Below are 19,359 nucleotides of genomic sequence, written 5' to 3' on the forward strand. Positions count from 1 at the left end.
TGGGGGAAATCAAATGAGCGTAGCGCCGCACATCACCCGCCATCTCATCGATCTCGAGGTCGAAGACCGCCTTCAGGATGCGCACGCAGGTCGGGCTGCCGTCCAGCACGTAGTCGCACCATTTGAGAACTTCCGCCTCATGCTGGTCGAGAGGAACGACGGCATTGACCAGGCCCCATTCAAGCGCCTGCTGGGCGCTGATCCGCCTGCGGGTAAGCCACATCTCTCTGGCGCGCTTGGCGCCAATAACGCGAACGAGATAGCGCACCATGTAGCCATCGGCCGGACTCCCGTGCCGTGACCCGATCTGTCCGAACACCGCGTTGTCGGCGGCGATCGTAAGGTCGCAGGTATAGGCGAGATGGTTGCCGCCGCCGATCGCGTAGCCGCGGACAGCCGCAATCACGGGCTTCGATGAAAAGCGGACGACATGGTTCGGGGGCACGTCGAAGAACCAGTCGGCGGTGGTCCGCTCGCCTTCCCACTTCACGTCGCCGCCGCTGCAGAACGCGCGATCGCCGCTTCCCTGAAGCACGACCACGCCGACGCTCGGATCACGGTTCGCGACGTCGACCGCGATCATCAACTCCTTCATGGTGAAAGAGGTAACCGCATTCAGCACCTGCGGACGATTGATCGAGATGCGCGCGACTGAACCACCGGTGGACCGGGTGCAGCGTTCGTAGAGAACTTCCTTCAGTTCGGGCAGGCCAGCCGGTACTTCCCAATCCGACCACGTCACTTTTGCAATTTCTGCCATTTGATTCTCTCCTAGACGGTCAGAAAGCCGCCGTTTACCGCCAGTGTCTGCCCCGTGATGAACTCAGCCTGATCGCTGCAGAGAAATGCGACCGCATGCGCTATGTCGCTTCCTTTTCCTACCCGGCCGACAGGGTAGGCGCGGACGATCTTCGCCATCATCTCCGGCGGGCGGTCGCGCGCATTCTGCATGCTTTCGGCGCCGATATCCTCAGGCGACTGCGGGACGATCATGGCCGGCGTGACGGAATTCACCGTGATGCCGTACTTGCCGACCTCCTGCGACAATGTGCGAGCAAAGCTCAGGACACCGCCCTTGGCGGCCGAATAGACCGCCTGGCCCCGCTGACCGCCACGCGCGGCGTCGGACGAGATGTAGACGATGCGCCCGTATTTGCGCTCGACCATGATAGGCAGCACTAGCCGCGTGAGCGCGATCGGCACGTGAAGATTGAGCTGGAGCTCAAACACCATTTCCGCAGGCTTTTTGTCCAGAAATGGCAGGGTGTTCACCCAACCCGCATTGCTGACCAGAAGGTCTATCCCTTTGCCTCGGGCCTTCAACTCGTCGACGGCTCGTGCCAGCGCGGCTTCGTCCATGAGATCGAAAGCAATATGGGACATCCGGTCGGGATGGATCGAGGCCGTCCGGCCTGCCTGTTCGCCATCGCGGTCGAGGATGACCACTTCGGCGCCGGCCTCCGCCAGCGTGATGGAGATGGAGCGCCCGATGTTCGACGCTCCGCCCGTCACGACGGCGGTCTTGCCGCTGAGATCGATGTTCATGGCGCGCTACTATGCCCGCTTCTCGGCGAACTGGGCGACGCCCTTGTCCATGGCGTCGGAGGCGTTGCGGTAGCGATACTGCGTCCACCGCTCGAGCCAGAGACCCTCGCGAAGCGGCAGCTCCAGCCCACGACGGACCAGTTCCTTGGTCATCGCAAGCGCCTTTGCGTCGGTTTTTGCCAGGGACCGGGCCAGTTCCAGGGCCTTTTCTTCTACCTGATCGGTAGGAACGGCGGCGCAGGCGAGCCCATATTCCGCCGCTTGGCGCCCAGTCATCCTCGCCCCGCTGAGGAGGTGATAAAGGCCTCGCGCCAGCCCGATCTTGCGCGGCAGCCGCTGCGAACCGCCGCCGCCGGCGATCAGGTTGCGGCGGATGTGCTCGTCGCCCATCTCGGCGCGCTCGGAGACCACCAGCATGTCGCAGGCGAGCGCCAGTTCGAGGCCGCCGGCCAGCGCAAAGCCCTGGATGGCGCCGACGGCCACCTGTGGAGCCGCCTCGAGCGAGTTGCACAGGTCGGCCAGATCATCCTGGAAAGCCAGATGGGCATGGTGGTCAGCGAGCGTCCCCTCGTTCAGCCACTTCAAATCCGCGCCGGCGCAGAAGGCTCGACCGGTGGCCTTGACCACGATGACCTTGATCGTTTCATCGGCAGAGGTCTTGCGGACGGTGTCAAGCAGCCGCCTGGTCAGCTCGCCATCGAGGGCATTGAGCCGATCCGGCCTGTTCAGCGTCAGACACCGCACGCCGGGCGAGCTGTCGTCTACGATAAGTATATCGGAATTTGACATTCACATCTCCTGTGGGACACGGCTCATCACCGCCCGAATCATGTCAGATGAACAGTTGTGCTCACGCAGCACTTCCTCGGTATGCTCACCAAGTCGCGGGGGCAACCGGCGGATCGAGGCCGGCGAGTCGGATAGGGTCAGGGGCAGGCCCGACATGCGCAGCACACCTTCGGTCGGGTGCTCATGCAGCGTCCAGAAATTGACGCTGTTGAGATGCGGGTCGTCGACGAGATCCTTGATCGAGTTGACGAATGCGATTGGGACGTCAAGCCCGCAAAGCAGATCGAGCCATTCCCTGCTCGTCCGCTTTATGAGTTCCTCCTTCACCATGTTCCAGATGACGTCGGCATTCTCCTGCCGTCCGCGGAAAGTCGCGAAGCGCCGGTCGGTCAGAAGATCGTTCCGGCCTATGGCTGTGAGGAACCGCTCCCAGTGCGGATCGGTATGAGGGAGGAATGCGAGATAACCATCCCTCGTCCTGAACGGGCGCCGCGTGGCGTTGGCGATGGTCGGATAACCGAACCCGCCCTCGACGGGCTCGAACGAACCGCCCCAGAGGTGTTCGATGGCGTTGAAGGACGCCATCGTTTCGAACATGGGAACGTCGACGCGCTGGCCACGGCCTGTCGCGAGCTTGTGATAGAGGGCGAGGGCGACAGCATAGGCCGCATGCACGCCCGTCAGCTTGTCGGCGATGATCGCCGGTATGTATCGGGGTTCGCCGCCGATGGCCGATTGCAGCGCAGCCAATCCTGACAGGCCCTGGATGATGTCGTCATAGGCCGGCTTTCCCGCGTAGGCACCTTCGTCGGAAAAACCCTTCACATGGCAATAGACGATGTTCTCGTTGATCTTCCTGACGGAGCCGTAGTCGAGCTGCGATTTCTGCGCCGCCCTGGTGCGGATCGAGTGAATGAAGACATCCGCCCCCTGGAGTAGCTTGACCAGAGCGGCATGTCCCTCCGGCTGGCGCAGATCAAGCACCACGCTTCGCTTGTTCCGGTTGCAGGACAGGAACAGGGCGGACATCTTGTCCGAACGCCGCGGGCCTTGCACGCGGGTGACGTCGCCTTCCGGGGCCTCGACCTTTATTACCTCGGCGCCCATGTCGCCGAGATACTGGCCTGCCAACGGCCCGAGAACGATCGATGCGATCTCGACGATTTTGATGCCGGCGAGCGGACCAGTCATTTCAGAAGGACTCTCCCTGTGCGATCGAATGCGAGTGCGCATTCATATATTAAATCCTAAATTGGATGCAAAAAGATTCTTTGTCAACTTGCAATTCGCTTTCGCATAACCCTTTGATTTCAATGGCTTAGATGCGATAAAAGTTGCGATATTATCGCCATAATCGCTGCTTTTGACTGATTTTACACGCGACAGATATTTACACAAGTGCATTGTCTATGTAGAGTAATATGCATATGAAATGCAGGCCATTCGTGGGCCGCGGGTTCAGGCGGTTGCGTCGCATCCCTTGTCGGGATGTGTGGGAGGTGGTTGATGGACGGTTTGTCGACCCTGCCCGGGTTCGGGGGCGCGCGCATGACGTTCGGAGGGCGGCCCGTCAACGCGCCGACGACTTTCGGCGTCGTCAATCCCGCCACCGGCATCGAGTTCACATCCGTGCCCGACTGTTCGCCGGAGCAGTTGGAGGAGTGCATCGGCACGGCGTCGTCAGGTTTTGCGATCTGGAGCCGTCGGCCCATCGCTGAACGGCGTCACGCGCTGAGGCGCATGGCGGACATACTTGGCGAGAACGCGGATTTTCTGGCTACCCTCGTCACCCTGGAGCAAGGCAAGCCACTACCGGCCTCGGCGCGCGAGATCGCGGACACGGCCGCAAGCCTCCGGGCAGCCGCGGAAATTGAGCTAGACGATGAAATCATCCAGGACGACGACCGTTATCGCGTGCGCGTGCAATATCGTCCGCTCGGTCCGGTTGCGATCATCACGCCCTGGAATTATCCGGTATTCCTGATGGGCATGCCTCTCGGCCCAGCCTTGCTGGCAGGCAACAGCGTGATCGTGAAGCCGTCTCCCTTCACGCCGGTCGCAACGCTGGAAGCATGCCGCCTGATGTCGGCGGCGCTGCCGGAAGGCGTGCTCAACGCCGTCTCGGGCGGCAACGAACTCGGTTCGCTGATGACCTCCCATCCCGGCATCCGCAAGATCAGCTTCACAGGCTCCGTCGCGACGGGGCGCAAGGTCGCGCAGTCCGCGGTCTCCGACTTCAAGCGCTTCACACTCGAACTGGGCGGCAACGACGCGGCTATCCTGCTCGACGACGTCGATCTTTCGCTGGTTGGGAAGGGCGTCTTCTGGGGCGCGTTCACCAATTGCGGCCAGATCTGCGCCGGCATCAAGCGGCTCTTCGTGCCCGACCAGATTCATGACGCGGTCGTTGACGAACTGGTCGCGCGCGCCGCGCGCGTGAAGGTTGGCGACGGCATGGTCGCGGGCATGCATCTGGGTCCGATCAACAACGAACCCCAGTTGCGGCGCGTAACGGAACTCGTGGACGACGCGATCGATCATGGAGCGAAGGTCGTCGCCGGCGCCGGCGCGAGGAAGGGACCGGGCTATTTTTATCCGCTGACAATCCTGACGGATTGCACTGACGATATGCGTGTCGTCCGGGAAGAGCAATTTGGCCCGGTGCTGCCGATCCTTCGCTATCAGTCCGTGGATGAAGCCATCAGCCGGGCGAATGCGACCGAATTCGGCCTCAGCGGCTCCGTGTGGAGCCGGGATATAGGGCGCGCGGAAAATGTTGCCGAGCAGCTCGATTGCGGCACCGCCTATGTCAACGCGCATCTCGCCCTCGAACCCCACATCCCCTTCGGTGGGCACAAGGCCAGCGGAATTGGCGTTTCCAACGGCCGTTGGGGCCTCAAGGAATTCACGAACCTCACGGTGAGGCAGACCGCGCGCTAGCCGAGGGCTGCATCTCCACCACAATCAAGGACTCTGCATGGACATCGACGGCAAGGTTATCCTGATAACGGGAGCGGCGCGCGGGATCGGCCAGGCGTGCGCGCAGATATTCGCCGCCGCGGGCGCGAAAGTGGTTGCGGCCGACCTCAACGACTGCGCGGATACCGTCGCGCTGGGAAGAGACGCGCCAGGCAGCATCGTCGCGGCACGGATCGATGTTACCGATGCCGAGTCCACATGCGAAGCGGTCGCCCAAGCAGTCTCCCACTTCGGCCGCCTCGATGCGCTCGTCAACAATGCGGCTCTCTACGGCGGCCTGAAGAGCAGCCGGTTCGAGGACCTCAGGGAAGGGGATTGGGATGCGGCGATGACGGTCAACGTCAAAGGCATCTGGAATTGCTGCAAGGCGGCCGTTCCGGAATTGCGCAAGGCCGGCGGCGGTAGCATCGTGAACATATCCTCGATGTCGGCGACCTACGGGACGCCGTTCATGCTGCATTATGTGACATCGAAGTCCGCAGTCCTCGGCTTGACGCGTGGACTCGCGCGCGAGTTGGGCCGCGACAAGATCCGTGTAAACGCGGTGGCGCCGACTGCCGTGACGACCGAAGGCACGAAGGAATTCTTCGGCGGCAAATCCGAGCGCGCGCTCGAGCAGGTCAAAACGATCCAGGCACTGCAAGGAAATCTCGATCCGAGCGACCTCGCCGGTACGATAGGCTGGCTCATAGGCGATGGCAGCAGGTTCGTCACCGGGCAGACGGTCTCGGTGGACGGCGGAGCCGTCATGATGTGACGGCAGGAGGAGGGAGGGTGATCATGCGAGAGATTTCAATCCGGTTGGCTGTACGTCCGAGCAGCCCGCGGTTCGGTGAGGCGGTTCCATGTTGAAGGTTGGCCCTTCTTCGAGAGGGCATGAGCGTGGCGCACCTGCCGCGGCGGCGAGATCGGGCCTCGAGGTGGCCAACGCGCAGATATTCTACGACAGTTTTGTCGAGGCGGTCCGAGACATCTCATTCGCGGTTCAGCCCGGACAGATCGTATGCCTCCTAGGCTCGAACGGCGCCGGAAAGTCCACGACGCTCAAAGCCATCTCGCGTATCCTGTTTCCCGAGAAGGGCGCGCTGGTAAGCGGTTCAATCACTTATGACGACCGTCGTATCGACCGGATGGAAGCGCACGACGTCGTGCGGGCCGGCGTAGTTCTGGTGCCGGAGGGCAGACGTCTTTTCATCAATCTAACGGTGGAGGAGAACCTGCTGGTCGGGGGCATATCCCGCAGCGCCGCTGACCGACGCGCTGATCTAGAGCGTGTGTACGAGCAGTTCCCCGAACTGACACAGCATCGCTACCGCATTTCCGGCTACCTGTCCGGCGGTCAGCAGCAGATGGTCGCCATCGGCAGGGCCCTGATGTCGAACCCCAGCCTCCTGATGCTCGACGAACCCTCTCTCGGTCTCGCGCCGAAGATCGTGGACTCGATCTTCGAGGCGATCGTGCGTCTTCGCAGCAATGACATGAGCGTCCTGCTCGTTGAGCAGAATGCTAATCTTGCGCTGAGTGTCGCCGACTTCGGCTATGTGATGGAGCGCGGCCGCATCGTTTTCGATGGTCCCGCGAAGAATCTGATGGAGAGCCCGGAAATACAGGAGTTCTACCTCGGAATGAACGCCTCCAAGCAGCGGAAGTCGCTTCGCCACGTGAAGCACTACAAGCGCCGCAAGAGGTGGTTGTCGTGAGCGCTCCGCTGCTCCGCGTGGCGGGCCTGACGAAACGGTTCGGCGGGCTCGTCGCCGTCGATCAAGCCTCCTTCGACGTCGCCCCTGGCGAAATCGTCAGCGTCATCGGGCCTAACGGCGCCGGCAAGACCACGCTCTTCAACCTGATCTGCCGTCTCTATTCGCCAGATGCAGGGTCCGTCGATTTCGACGGGAAGAATCTGCTCGCATATAGGGCGGACCAGTTGGCCGGAATCGGCGTTAGCCGCACGTTTCAGAACCTGGCGTTGTTCGAACACGGCACGGTGGTCGAGAACATGCTGGTCGGCATGCATTCGCGGTTGAAGTCGGGGGTGCTCGGCGGAGCCCTCTATTTCGGCTCCTGTCGCAACGAAGAGATCGAGGCCCGCAGGGAAGTCGAGCGCATCATCGAGTTTCTCGAGATCGAGGAAATCCGCTCGCAGCCCGTCTCGATGCTTTCCTATGGATTGCGCAAGCGCGTCGAGCTCGGTCGGGCGTTGGCGACGCAACCGCGGCTGCTCCTGGTCGATGAAATGGTCTCGGGCATGAACCAAGAGGAAACCGAAGACATCGCCCGATTCATCCTCGACCTGCGCGATGAATTCGGCATCGCCGTCCTGATGATCGAACATGACATGAACGTCGTCATGGACATCTCGGACAAGGTCTATGTGTTGAACTTCGGCGTTCCGATCGCGTCGGGAACACCCGCCGAAGTCTCCTCCAACCCGGCAGTCATAGACGCCTATCTTGGAAAATCGGCAGCATGAGTGCTGAAGTCAACATAGCAACTTTCGAGACCTCATTTCCGGCACGCCTGGCCCATTGGGCGCAGACCACGCCGGATCGCGTGGCGTTCCGGGAGAAAGATCAGGGCATCTGGAAGCCGACGACGTGGCGTGAATACGAACGACGGGTGCAGCGTTTCGCCAGGGGCCTCCAGGCGCTCGGACTGAAGAAGGGCGATCGTGTCGCGATCGCGAGCGAAGACACGCCGGAATGGCTGATCAGCGACCTCGCGACCGAGGCGATAGGAGGCGTCGTCGTCGGCATATATCCGACCAATCCATCCTATGAGCTCGGCTACATCGTGCGGCATTCGGAATGCCGTCTGATCGTTTGCGGCGACCAGGAACAGGTCGACAAGGTCCTGGATCTGCCCAACGGGCCGGATGGCGTGCCGACAATCGAACATATCGTATGCGTCGATATGAAGGGGATGCGCCAGGCCACGGACCCGCGCATTATTTCTTTCGATGCCGTCTGCGAGATGGCGGACGCAGTCCCCCTGGAGGAGATGACCGCGTGGTGGCGTCGCTGCCTGAGCGAGATCTCGCCCTTCGACGTGAACGTCATTGTCTACACGTCGGGGACCACCGGCCCTCCCAAGGGAGCGCAAGGGACGCATCGCGGCGCGCTCTACACGGCCGACGTCGCCGTCGGGAAGCTCGGCCTCAACCAGAGCAACTACACCGTGCTCTGCTATCTGCCGCTTTGCCATCTGGCGGAACGGATCTTCTCCATCGCCATGCATCTCAGAACCGGCGGCGTCGTGAACTTCGCCGAGTCGATCGACACCGTCCACATTGACATTCGCGAGATCGGGCCGAGCGTTTTCCTCGGCGTGCCGAGAATCTGGGAGAAGATGCAGCAGTCGGTACTGGTCAAGTCGCAGCTTTCGCCGCCGTTGGTCCGGTGGTGCTTCGACCAGATGTTCGCCCGTGCCTATGCTCGGCTCGAGAAGCGCTATGCGCGACCGCAGGCCTCGGGTGCACCGGGCAAGATGGGGTTCTTCGAGAAGCTCGAATACTTCGCGATGTGGCTGACGTTCTTCAGGCCCGTCGCTCGCTATCTCGGCATAAGCCACACCCAGGTCAGGATGTGCGGCGCAGCACCCGTGTCCCCCGAGACGCTCAAATTCTTCCAGATCCTCGGCCTGCCGGTCCGGCAGGTCTATGGTCTGACCGAAAGCGGCGGGCTGACGTTCATGCAGGACGACAGCGCCTGCATGAACGGATGCGTCGGCATTCCGCTGCCGGGCTTTTCATTCAAGCTCGCCGAGGACGGAGAAGTATTGATCAAAGGGCCGTCCGTGTTCGCCGGGTACCTGAAGGACCCCGAGGCGACAGAACGGACCTTCGATACCGAGCAATGGCTGAGAAGCGGCGACATCGCCGAATTTGCTACCGAGAAGGAAATCCGCATCATCGACCGCAAGAAGGAAATCATCATCACGAGCGGCGGCAAGAACATCGCCCCCTCCGAGATCGAGAATGCGCTCCGCGAGTCGATCTATGTCAAGGAGGCAATCATCGTCGGCGATGGCCGGAAGTTCCTGTCGGCACTGATCGTCCTCGACATCGATACGGTCGGACACTGGGCACAGCAGAACCAGATTCCGTACACCACCTACAGGTCGCTGGCCGTCCATCCGGAAATACGCAAGCTGATCGCCAAGGACGTGGATCGCGCGAACAAACGTTTCGCGCGTGTCGAGAATATCCGCAAGTTCGAGATTCTTCAGAAGGAGCTCGATCATGACGACGGCGAACTGACCGCCACTCAAAAGGTCAAGCGGACGATCATCGAGAAGAAATTCGCCGAGGAAATCGCGCGCATATATGACGGGATCCCAGCATGAGCTACTTTTGGACTTTGCTCATCTACGGCGTGTTGGTCGGGGCGCTCTACGGGCTGGTGGCGATCGCCTTCGCCCTGATCTACAAGGTAAGCCGAGTCATCAACTTCGCCCAGGGCGAGATGATGATGCTAGTGGCCTATATCGCCTATTCGGTGGCGCTGGTCACCGACGGCAGCATATACATTCAGATCGTTACGATTGTCGCCGCGTCGATCGTGACAGGGGCTCTCATCGAGAGGGTCATCGTCAGGCCGATGCTGGGACGATCGACCTTCTCGATCGTCATGCTCACAATCGCACTTGCTGTTTTTGTGCGCGCCTTCGTAGGCTTGTTCTGGGACACGGACTCGCATCGATATCCGATTGCGGTCGGCGGAGAGATGATATCGATCTTCGGCATCACCTTCTTAGTCTCCCAACTCGTGCTGCTCGCGATCTTCTTTGCGACCTGCATCGGGCTGTGGGCATTCCTCAAATACACGATTGCCGGCATCGCCTTGCGCGCCACCGCTTCCGATCCCGCCGTCACCATGCTGATGGGCATCTCGGTCAAGCGCCTCTACTCCATCGCTTGGGTGATCTCAGCGGTCATCTCCGGCATGGCCGGCGTTCTTTATGCGGATATCTATCACCTCGGTCCGAGTATCGGATCGATCGGGACGAGGGCGTTTCCCGCAGCCATCCTCGGCGGGCTGGACTCCGTGCTCGGCGCAGGAATCGGGGGCATCATCATCGGGGTCGTAGAGAATTTGGCCGGGGGTTACATCGGCTCGGGCTACAAGGAGATCGCCGGCTTTGTCGTCGTCCTGATCGTCCTGATGTTCCGACCCTACGGTCTTTTTGGCGAACGCCAGATCGAGCGGGTGTGATGCGTACCAGAACCTTCAAGCAAACCTATGGCGAACTGACTCGCCTGCTGCCCTATTCCAGCAGTTGGACCTGGTATGCCGGATTGCTGGCCGCACTGATTGCGCTGCCCTTGGTCGGGCCGGCCTATGTCAGCACTTTCGTGCTACTGATCCTCTCTGCATCCGTAGGCGCGATCGGGCTCAATATCGTCACCGGCAGCGCCGGGCTGATCTCGCTCGGCCATGCGGGGTTCCTCGCAATCGGCGCCTATACAACGGCAATCCTCACGACCGACTACGGCCTCGACCTCGTCCCGACTCTCGTCATCGCGGGGTTGGTCTCCGCAGCTTCGAGCCTGTTGGTGGGGATCCCGTCGCTGCGGCTGAAAGGGCTCTATCTGGCGATCACCACGCTGGCGTTCTCGATCATCGTCACCCAGCTCATCGTTGAGGCGGAATGGCTGACCGGCGGTTCAATCGGCAAGGCAGTCACGCGAACCACCGTGTTCGGCTATCCGGTGCGATCCACGGTCTCGATCTACTATTTGGCGCTTGGCGTGCTGGTGCTGACTATATTCGGCGCGCTCAATCTCCTGCGCAGCAGGGTTGGCCGCGCATGGAAGGCAATCCGCGACTATGATACGGCAGCGCGGATGATGGGCATCAACCTCGTCCACTACAAGCTTTCCGCATTCGCGGTCAGCGCGTTCCTGACCGGCGTCGCCGGAGGCCTTTCTGGACTCTATGTCCGCTACATCAACATCGATGGCTTCACGCTCTTCGTCAGCGTGGAGGCTGTAGCGATGATCTTGGTCGGCGGGCTCGGGAGCGTCAGGGGCGCGATCCTTGGCGCCATTATCATAACGATTCTTCCGGATGTCAGCCGGTGGCTGATGAACACGATGTTCCGGTCGGTATTCGTGCTGCCGGCCGCGAACTCGCAGGAGATCAAAGGCATAATATACGCTGTTATGATCATCCTGTTCCTGCGCTACGAGCCGGACGGTCTCGCGGCCCGATGGGCAGTGGTCAAACGGTTCTGGTCCGAATGGCCTCTTGGCAAGGCAAGAGGTTAGCCGCGAGATAACATAATACAAATGGAGGAGAAGTCATGAATCGAATTGCATGTAAAATTGCACTATGTGTTGCATCTTCCTGGATGTTGGTTCTGTCAGCCGCGGCGGCTGATCCTGGCATCAAGGATGACGAGATTGTGGTCGGCGCCATCATGCCCTTCACCGGGCCAGCAGGCGCGCTGGGCTACGGCGCCTTCTTGGGCGAGCGCATAGCCATAGAGGAGGCGAATGCCGCAGGCGGAATCAACGGTCGCAAGATCACGGTGATCGCGGAAGACGACGAGTATGTCCCGGCCCGGACGGTGCAAGCCTTCAACAAACTGATGGAGGTCGACCAGATCTTCGCGCTGATCGCTGGTTCCGGCAGTTCGCACTGGCTGGCCATCATGCCTACCCTGGAGGGAGACGGCATTCCGAACATCAATCCGCTGCTGGCCAGCATGAAGCCGTTCGAAGCCGGGCCGTCGACCCATTTCGGCATCGGCACCAGCTACCGGGACGGGGCCAGGGAAGTCATGACGATCATGGCGAAGCGCAATTCGGATCTCAAATGGGTTTCCATCGTCCAGGAGGATGAATCGGGAATCGACCGCGAGGTCGGTTTCAACGAGGCGGCGAAGAATCTCGGCCTCGATGTCGTTGCGCAGATGCGCGTAAACCGGACACAGACCGATTTTTCGGCCGAAGTCCTGCGCATGCAGCAGGCTGGCGCGACAGGTGTCTTTATCGGCGGCTTGCCGACGGTCGATGCGGGCGTCCTGAAGGAGATCCGCAAGCTCGACATGAAGGCCAAGGTCGCGACCCTGTGGCTCAGCCACAATGAGCCAACGCTGAACCTTCTGCGCGAAGACGCGGGAGACCTCGTCCTCTACGATTTCGTGCCGTCCATGACTGATCCGAAGCTGGACAATTTCCACGCTCTCGCCAAGGCGCATCTCTCGGCGGAAGATCAGGGACGTATCAACCGCTATTCCGTGACCGGCTATGCCACGATGAAGGCATTCATCGAGGCGATGAACCGTTGCGGACGTGATCTGAGCCGTGTCTGTGCGCTCGCGGAACTCAACAAGCTGACGGACTTTGACACGGGTGTGATGGGCAAGATCACCTGGAAACCCGATGCACATCTGGCCCCGGTCGCGGGCGCGCCATTAGTAATTGACGCCAAGGCCGGGCAGTTCGTGCCGCTTGCCGCCGACTGATCGACGTCCATCTGTTCTGGAGGAATTGTCAATGAACATTACACGAGCAATCGCAGTCACAACCCTGTTGGTCGCGCTCGGCCTGCCATCCGCGTCCTTGGCCGAATCCGGGGTCACCGACACCGAGGTCGTCCTCGGCGCAAGCCTGGCGTTCACCGGCGGGCCGGGCGCGCTCGCCTATGCCGGATTGCTCGGCGAGCGTATCGCCGTAGCGGAAGCCAATGCCGCCGGCGGCATTGACGGACGGCAGATCCGCATCATCGCCGAGGACGATGAATATGTACCGGCCCGGACCGTCCAGGCGGTCAACAAGCTGATCGAGCAGGATGACGTCTTCGCAATCACGGAGGCGTCGAGCAGTTCCAATTGGCTTGCCATCCTTCCCATGCTCGAGGAGCAGGGCATACCGTCGATCAATCCGCTCATGGCCAGTCTCGAGCCTATCAAGGCCGGACCAAGGACTCATTTCTCGATTGGCATGGGTTATCGCGACGGCGCGCACGACCTCATGAAGGCCTTGATAGCGAAGTATCCCGACAGGAAATGGGCATCGATCACCCGAGAGGATGAAACGGGCATCGATCATGAGCGCGGGTTCCTGTCGGCGCTCGAAGAAGCCGGGCAAGCGCCGGTGCTCACCCAGCGTTTCCGCTCCGGCCAGACCGATTTCTCGGTGGAGGTGCTCAAGGCGAGGGAAGCGGGCGCGACAGCTCTCTTCGTGGGAGTGCTTCCGTCCGACGTGGCGACGATGATGTCAGAGGCAGACAAACTAGGCATGGACGCCATATTCGCGACACTCTGGATCAGCCACTTGAAGCCGATGCTGGGCCTCGTCGGCGCCAATGGCGACCGGCTTCATCTCTATGATTACGTGCCGTCACTGGAGGACGATTCGCTCGCGGACTTCCGGGCACTTGCCGCGAAGCATCTGCCGCAGGAAGACATTGCGAAGATGAATCGCTACTCCATCACCGGTTACGCGACGATGAAGGTGTTCATCGAAGCGATGCGTCAATGCGGCAAGGACCTCACTCGCGCGTGCGCGATCGAGAAGTTGGAAGTGATGAAAGGCTTCGAAACCGGCGTAACCGAGCCCGTCAGCTTCAGCCCGGACAATCATCTTGCGACCACCAAGGGCGCGCCGCTCATCATCCGCGACGGCAAATTCGTTCCCTTGCCAAACTAAGAGAGCACCCTCCCTGGCTGCCCGCCGGCCATTTCCGGCGGGCAGTTGCATTTTGTCTGCCTTGGGGCATGGCCTGCGAGAGTACGGAAGTCACTGAAGTCGCCCGACAAGCCGAAACCTGACTCTATATGCTACATTGTTATAGACAATGTTTTCATATTTGAGGTATGTATAGCGCAGATGCTTGATAACAAGGAAGCGGCGCAATGAGCGACAACGCCACTGAGAGCCTGGACGGGTACGACATTTTTTCAGAAGGCTATCGGAACAGACCGGCCGACTATTGGGGCGACCTTGCGCAAAGCCGCTGCCCGATCTCCCGCACTGAGAAATGGGGCGGCTCGTGGATGCTGGTCCGCTATCAAGACATCTATGACGTCATCCAGAATCCGGAGACATACTCCTCCCGCGCGGTGGAGGTAGCCGGAGAAATACCGGCGCCGGGTCGCGGCCTGATGATGCCGCCGATCACCTCTCCCGTGTCCGAGCATCCCGCGCACAGGGCGCTCATCGATCCTTTCCTTTCACCAGGAGCCGTGAAGGAACTGGAGCCTTTCATCCGTCAAACCGCGGTCCGTTTGGCGGCAAAGCTTGCCTCAAAGGGAGGAGGGGATGCCGCAAGCGAATTCGCCCGGCCGCTGGCGCTTTCTGTCTTGCACAAGATCATGAATCTGCCACCGGACATGGAGGACCAGTTTGCTGACTGGGCAACGCGCATCCTGCGCGTAGGGCCTACCGATCAGGTAGTTCGTCGCGATACTCTTCTAGAGATCATGGCATACCTAGACGAGATGATTGCCGCCCGTCGTGGGAAGGATGGCAGGGACGTCATCAGCGGAATGGCGAATGCCGTGATAGATGGCGTACCAATCGACCGCAAACATATGCTGGGAACTCTGCTCGAGTTTGTCATTGCCGGTGCTGACAGCACTTGGAGCACTATCGCCGCAAGCCTGCTTCACCTAGCATCCAATCCGCTGGATCGCGCCAAGCTTGTTGCCGATCCTGCGCTTATAAAGTCTGCGGTGGAAGAGTTTCTGCGGGTCTTTGCTCCCGTGACGGTCGCGCGCATAGCCACCACGGATGTGGAAGTTCATGGCCGGTGCGTCCACGCAAATGACCGCGTGATCCTGCCGCTTGCGGCCGCCAACCGCGATCCCGAGATATTTGACGAGCCTGACACGATCAAGATCGACAGGCGACGCAACCGTCATATCGCGTTCGGCACCGGAACCCACAGATGCGCCGGTGCGCATCTGGCTCGGGCCGAACTCAATATCGCGATCGAGGAATGGCTGAAGATCATGCCGGAATTCGAGCTCGTCGAGCCCGGCGTCGAATGGGCCCAAGGGCAGGTTCGGGGACCTGAAAGCGTTGTGTTCAAGGTTTCAGCATAGGTGCGCCGTGCAGCCAGGAAACGGAGATTCCTAGGCTTGCGTCCGGAAACGCGATTGGTGATGACATGACAGACCAGATCCGCACGAGATTGCACACGTTGGAAGACATAGCCGACGGGGTACGGCTTTTCGACCTCAGGCCCATGCCCGGCGCAACCCTGCCTGTATTTTCTCCAGGCTCACATATCGATGTCGTTCTTGGGCCGGATCTGGTGCGCAGCTACTCGCTGTGCAACCTCGACGAGAATGGAGGCCGTTATGTCATTGCCATCAGAAGGCAGGATGACGGCAAAGGCGGTTCGGTGACTGCGCATCGAACACTGCAAACCGGGGATGAGGTACAGATCCGCCCTCCGCGCAACAATTTCCAGTTGATCGAGGATGCCGACCACTCGGTGTTTGTCGCCGGAGGGATCGGAATCACGCCGATCTTCGCGATGATACAGCGACTCGAGAAGCTGAAGCGGTCGTGGGAGCTTCACTATTCTTCCCCAACGCGTCGGCGGGCAGCTTTCCTGGCGGAGCTTAAAGCATTGGAGGAGAAGGAAAGGGGACGCATCCATTTCCATTCCGACGATGAACATGACGGATTGATCATGGATCTTGGGCCTATCCTTGGCACGTATCGAGCCGGTTCTCATTATTACTGCTGTGGTCCTTCGGGCATGATCGAAGCATTCGAGTCTCTGACCGGAGGTTTTCCCGCCGACAGCGCGCATCTGGAGCGTTTTTCGAGCGATGCGCCGCTGTCGACCGCCGGCAGCTTCGAGGTGGAGTTCCGTCGCCTTGGAAAAACGGTCCAGGTGCATGAGGGCGAGACGATCCTGCAGGCGGCCATCGATGCCGGCGCCGATGTGGCGTTCTCCTGCGAAGAGGGGGTGTGCGGGTCTTGCGAGACAGTCGTGATCGAAGGCATTCCGGATCATCAGGATCTCGTGCTTTCGAGGCACGAACGGGACGCAAACAAAAAAATGATGATCTGCTGTTCCCGTTCCAAGACGCCGAAGCTGGTATTGGACCTTTGAGCAGGATAAGGCGCTACAGGGCGGGCCGGGACCTTGGCGAAATCGAGCCGCCCGCCAGCCTTGAACCTGTCGAAATCCTGCCCGGCATCCTGTGGTTGCGGGTCGATCAGCCATTCGCGCTGGACCACGTCAATTGCTATCTCGTTGAGGATTACGGGGGATGGACTCTCGTCGACACGGGCGTCGGCAGCGAGATCGGATCTCAGCAATGGCATGCATTGCTCAACGGACCGCTGCGTGGAACCAGGATCACCCGCATCCTGACGACCCACGCCCACCCTGACCATATTGGCGCTGCGGGCTGGCTCTCCAGGCGTTTCGACGCGGTTACCTACTCGAACGCGGGCGAGCTCAACAGGCTACGTCACATGTTGAGATCATTCGACCCGGCCGAGGCAAGCCGCAACGCCGCGTTCTATCGCTTGCATGGACTGGCGGGCGAGGCAGCAGATGCCTTGTCCATGCAGGACCACCGGTATGCCGGCTTTGTGGATGAATTGCCCGCAGACATCCGGCATTTGGCCTCGTCCGGGGTAGTCGACATAGGCGGGCGCCAGTTCGCCGTCATCATCGGACGCGGGCATTCGCCATGCGGCATGCTTTATCTCGCACTGGACGGGACAGTCTGCTTCAGCGGCGACCAAATTCTGAGCAGCATCACGCCGCTGATCGGCGTATGGGCGGAGAACGCCGACGAAAACCCGCTCGATGACTATCTGTCCTTCCTCGCGTCGGTTCCGGTTCAGATTTCGGACGCGACTCTGGTTCTGGGCGGACATCAGATGCCCTTCAAAGATGCTGCCGCGCGCGCCCTGTCGATCCGTCGGCATCACGAGGAAAGATGCACGGTCATAAAAAGCTTCTGCGGCGATGAAGGCAGAAGCGTCGGCGACATCATCCCGGTTCTTTTCCCTTGGGCGAAGGGCCAAATGTCCGTTGGATTTGCCTTTGGCGAGGTCCTCGCGCATATGCACTATCTGGCTGCACACGGGGAACTCGACACCAGACGCACAGGGGATAGTGCCATACAATTCGCGCGGACCAATTCCCTGAACCCAAGTGCCATTTCCATGCACTGACACAGGGCGGCGGCGCATTTCGGCTCGGGGAAGGTTTTGATGGCTGTTGCGGGAGAGATTCGGGAAGAGAGCGACGAAGAAGGGACCCCGGCCACGTCGGCCACGTCGGTCAGCGCGAAGGCATTGCTCTTCACGATTTTGGGCGAATATGTCTTTCCCGAACAGCGCCCGGTATGGACAGCGACAATCCTCGAGGCACTGACTGCCCTCGACGTATCCGAAAAAGCGGGGCGGCAGGCGATCAATCGCGCCAACGCTTCCGGCTGGATCGAGGGGCATCGCGAAGGCCGCCGCGTCGCCTGGCAGCTGACGGGGCGGATCCAACAATCCATGAACGAAGGATTGGAGCGCGTGAAGTCAATCGGGCAGGAACCTCAGCCTTGGGACGAGCGCTGGATGGTCTTGTATCTGAGCCTGCCCGAATCGCATCGCGGGGTGCGATCCAAGCTCTACAAGGCGCTGAGATGGGCAGGATTCGGAACACCGACGCCCGGTCTGTGGATCAACCCTCACTCGCGGCGCGTGGACGAGACGAGGCGGATACTCGAACGATTTGGAATCAGCGATCGCGCTTATGTTTTCTCCTCCCATTCGCTCAAGGCGGGCCAGGATCTGGAGACTATCGTACGATCCGCCTGGGATCACGACGAAATCCTCGCTATCTATGATCGCCTGCTGGAACGCTTCGGGAGAATAGATCCCGGCACCGACCGCGAAATGTTTGCCGCTCATTTCGCGCTTGTGCATGAATGGCAGCAAATTCCATTTATCGATCCAGCTCTGCCGAAGGAGCTTCTTTTCGATGATCGGCGGGCGCAGCAGGCCGCCCGCGAATTGGAAGCGCTAAAAGAAAGCAGTGGCAGGCAAGCGCGTCGATACTGGAGAAACCTGATGCTGACGGTCGAGTCCCGATAGAGGGCTATCTCAAAGGCATATGTCCGTCGGCGGCATCAGCCTCGATCGCTCGTCTGCGCTTCCTCCCTCCTCCAAACCCCTCGCGGTGCAGCGCGCAATCGCCCGTTATTCGTTGCGGAGGCGGCGATAGGCCAATGATTTTGGGGACTGTACGCGCATATTGGATTGCCTTTTTCATGCAGTTTGCACCAACTAGCACTGAACGCCTGCGAAGAATCGGAGCAGCACATGCCCAAGGGCGCCCGAAGATCAGTAAATGGACGTTCGCCGAAGGCGAGCAACCTGGCAGCGCCCTCGGTCTATGACCAACTCAAGGCTGAGATTCTGGACAGGCACTTGAAGCCTGGCGTCAAGCTAACTCACCAAGGGCTAGCTGAGATGCTGGGCGTGTCGCGCACGCCCGTCCGTGAGGCGCTAGAGCGATTGTTCCAGGAGGGGTACGTCGTCCGGATTCCCCGGCGCGGCTTCTTCGTCGCGGAAATCGGTCTGGATGAGGTGATACATCTGTATCAGACCCGCGAAGCACTTGAAGTCTACCAGATTGAGCACCTTGTCGAGAGGGGGTTGAGCAAGCGGGAACTCGCCGTGCTGAAAGCAACCAACGCACACTACGGCAAGCTCATCGATGCCAATCTGACGTATGAGCGGCTACGCGTCGATCGCGACTTCCATGTGCAGTTGGCATCGCTGACCGGCAACGCCTACCTAGTTGCATCGCTCGAAGCCATTTTCGAAAAAGTCATCCTCAAACGCCGTCTGGAAGGTGTCTCCGATCCGACGGGAAGGGGACCGTACGAGGATCATCTCACGCTGCTTGACGCCCTGGAGAAGGGCGACAAGGCCGCCGTCTCGATATTGCAGGCTCACATTCGCGGCGCCTGCGACAGGCTGATCCAGCACCTGCAAAGCTTCGAGATCTCGGGTGGACGCAGGGATGCCGGCCTGTCGCCGGGAAAGCGCGCCTCGGCGCGGTGACA

At 60.4% G+C, this 19,359-nt stretch carries 18 protein-coding genes; 14 read left to right on the forward strand and 4 right to left on the reverse strand.

Annotation, left to right across the window (positions count from 1 at the left end):
- The 4 genes from M9955_22210 to M9955_22225 form a co-directional block, all read right to left on the reverse strand.
- Positions 1 to 760: enoyl-CoA hydratase-related protein (locus M9955_22210; protein ID MCO5084357.1), on the reverse strand; the 760-nt coding region annotated here is incomplete at its 3' end.
- Positions 761 to 771: 11 nt separating this feature from the next.
- Entirely contained in the window at positions 772 to 1,545 is a 774-nt protein-coding gene (locus tag M9955_22215; GenBank protein MCO5084358.1) for an SDR family oxidoreductase, read from the reverse strand.
- Between the two features lie 9 nt (positions 1,546 to 1,554).
- Positions 1,555 to 2,334 (reverse strand): enoyl-CoA hydratase/isomerase family protein, encoded by a 780-nt coding sequence (locus M9955_22220; GenBank protein MCO5084359.1) that lies wholly within the window; start codon positions 2,332 to 2,334, stop codon positions 1,555 to 1,557.
- Positions 2,335 to 3,525, reverse strand: a complete 1,191-nt coding sequence (locus M9955_22225; protein ID MCO5084360.1) for a CoA transferase — start codon at positions 3,523 to 3,525, stop codon at positions 2,335 to 2,337.
- A gap of 315 nt (positions 3,526 to 3,840) precedes the next feature.
- Between M9955_22225 and M9955_22230 the strand changes: the two genes are divergently transcribed.
- The 14 genes from M9955_22230 to M9955_22295 all read left to right on the forward strand — a co-directional run bounded on the left by M9955_22230 (position 3,841) and on the right by M9955_22295 (position 19,357).
- Complete coding sequence (locus M9955_22230) at positions 3,841 to 5,274, forward strand: aldehyde dehydrogenase family protein (protein MCO5084361.1); 1,434 nt, start codon at positions 3,841 to 3,843, stop codon at positions 5,272 to 5,274.
- A 37-nt stretch (positions 5,275 to 5,311) separates the two neighbouring features.
- Positions 5,312 to 6,070, forward strand: coding sequence for an SDR family oxidoreductase (locus tag M9955_22235; protein ID MCO5084362.1), 759 nt, complete (start codon positions 5,312 to 5,314; stop codon positions 6,068 to 6,070).
- An 88-nt stretch (positions 6,071 to 6,158) separates the two neighbouring features.
- Positions 6,159 to 7,013 (forward strand): ABC transporter ATP-binding protein, encoded by an 855-nt coding sequence (locus M9955_22240; GenBank protein MCO5084363.1) that lies wholly within the window; start codon positions 6,159 to 6,161, stop codon positions 7,011 to 7,013.
- Positions 7,010 to 7,783 (forward strand): ABC transporter ATP-binding protein, encoded by a 774-nt coding sequence (locus M9955_22245; protein MCO5084364.1) that lies wholly within the window; start codon positions 7,010 to 7,012, stop codon positions 7,781 to 7,783. The genes M9955_22240 and M9955_22245 overlap by 4 nt, the downstream gene beginning before the upstream one ends.
- A complete protein-coding gene (locus M9955_22250) occupies positions 7,780 to 9,654 on the forward strand; it encodes an AMP-binding protein (GenBank protein MCO5084365.1) in 1,875 nt (624 codons plus the stop codon). The genes M9955_22245 and M9955_22250 overlap by 4 nt, the downstream gene beginning before the upstream one ends.
- Positions 9,651 to 10,523, forward strand: coding sequence for a branched-chain amino acid ABC transporter permease (locus tag M9955_22255; protein ID MCO5084366.1), 873 nt, complete (start codon positions 9,651 to 9,653; stop codon positions 10,521 to 10,523). The genes M9955_22250 and M9955_22255 overlap by 4 nt, the downstream gene beginning before the upstream one ends.
- Positions 10,523 to 11,578, forward strand: coding sequence for a branched-chain amino acid ABC transporter permease (locus tag M9955_22260; protein ID MCO5084367.1), 1,056 nt, complete (start codon positions 10,523 to 10,525; stop codon positions 11,576 to 11,578). Before M9955_22255 ends, M9955_22260 begins: the two co-directional genes overlap by 1 nt.
- An 83-nt stretch (positions 11,579 to 11,661) precedes the next feature.
- Positions 11,662 to 12,780, forward strand: a complete 1,119-nt coding sequence (locus tag M9955_22265; protein MCO5084368.1) for an ABC transporter substrate-binding protein — start codon at positions 11,662 to 11,664, stop codon at positions 12,778 to 12,780.
- Positions 12,737 to 13,966 carry an ABC transporter substrate-binding protein gene (locus M9955_22270; GenBank protein ID MCO5084369.1) on the forward strand — a complete coding sequence of 410 codons (1,230 nt, stop codon included), beginning with the start codon at positions 12,737 to 12,739 and terminating at the stop codon, positions 13,964 to 13,966. The genes M9955_22265 and M9955_22270 overlap by 44 nt, the downstream gene beginning before the upstream one ends.
- Before the next feature lie 206 nt (positions 13,967 to 14,172).
- Positions 14,173 to 15,363, forward strand: coding sequence for a cytochrome P450 (locus M9955_22275; protein MCO5084370.1), 1,191 nt, complete (start codon positions 14,173 to 14,175; stop codon positions 15,361 to 15,363).
- 65 nt (positions 15,364 to 15,428) lie between these two features.
- Positions 15,429 to 16,388 (forward strand): PDR/VanB family oxidoreductase, encoded by a 960-nt coding sequence (locus tag M9955_22280; protein MCO5084371.1) that lies wholly within the window; start codon positions 15,429 to 15,431, stop codon positions 16,386 to 16,388.
- Positions 16,385 to 17,467 (forward strand): MBL fold metallo-hydrolase, encoded by a 1,083-nt coding sequence (locus M9955_22285; protein MCO5084372.1) that lies wholly within the window; start codon positions 16,385 to 16,387, stop codon positions 17,465 to 17,467. Before M9955_22280 ends, M9955_22285 begins: the two co-directional genes overlap by 4 nt.
- A gap of 39 nt (positions 17,468 to 17,506) precedes the next feature.
- On the forward strand, positions 17,507 to 18,382 hold the full coding sequence (locus M9955_22290; protein ID MCO5084373.1) for a hypothetical protein: 876 nt from the start codon (positions 17,507 to 17,509) through the stop codon (positions 18,380 to 18,382).
- 228 nt (positions 18,383 to 18,610) lie between these two features.
- Positions 18,611 to 19,357 carry a GntR family transcriptional regulator gene (locus tag M9955_22295; GenBank protein MCO5084374.1) on the forward strand — a complete coding sequence of 249 codons (747 nt, stop codon included), beginning with the start codon at positions 18,611 to 18,613 and terminating at the stop codon, positions 19,355 to 19,357.
- Positions 19,358 to 19,359: the final 2 nt, after the last annotated feature.

It is taken from the genome of Rhizobiaceae bacterium (genome assembly GCA_023953845.1).
GTDB lineage: Bacteria > Pseudomonadota > Alphaproteobacteria > Rhizobiales > Rhizobiaceae > Arvimicrobium.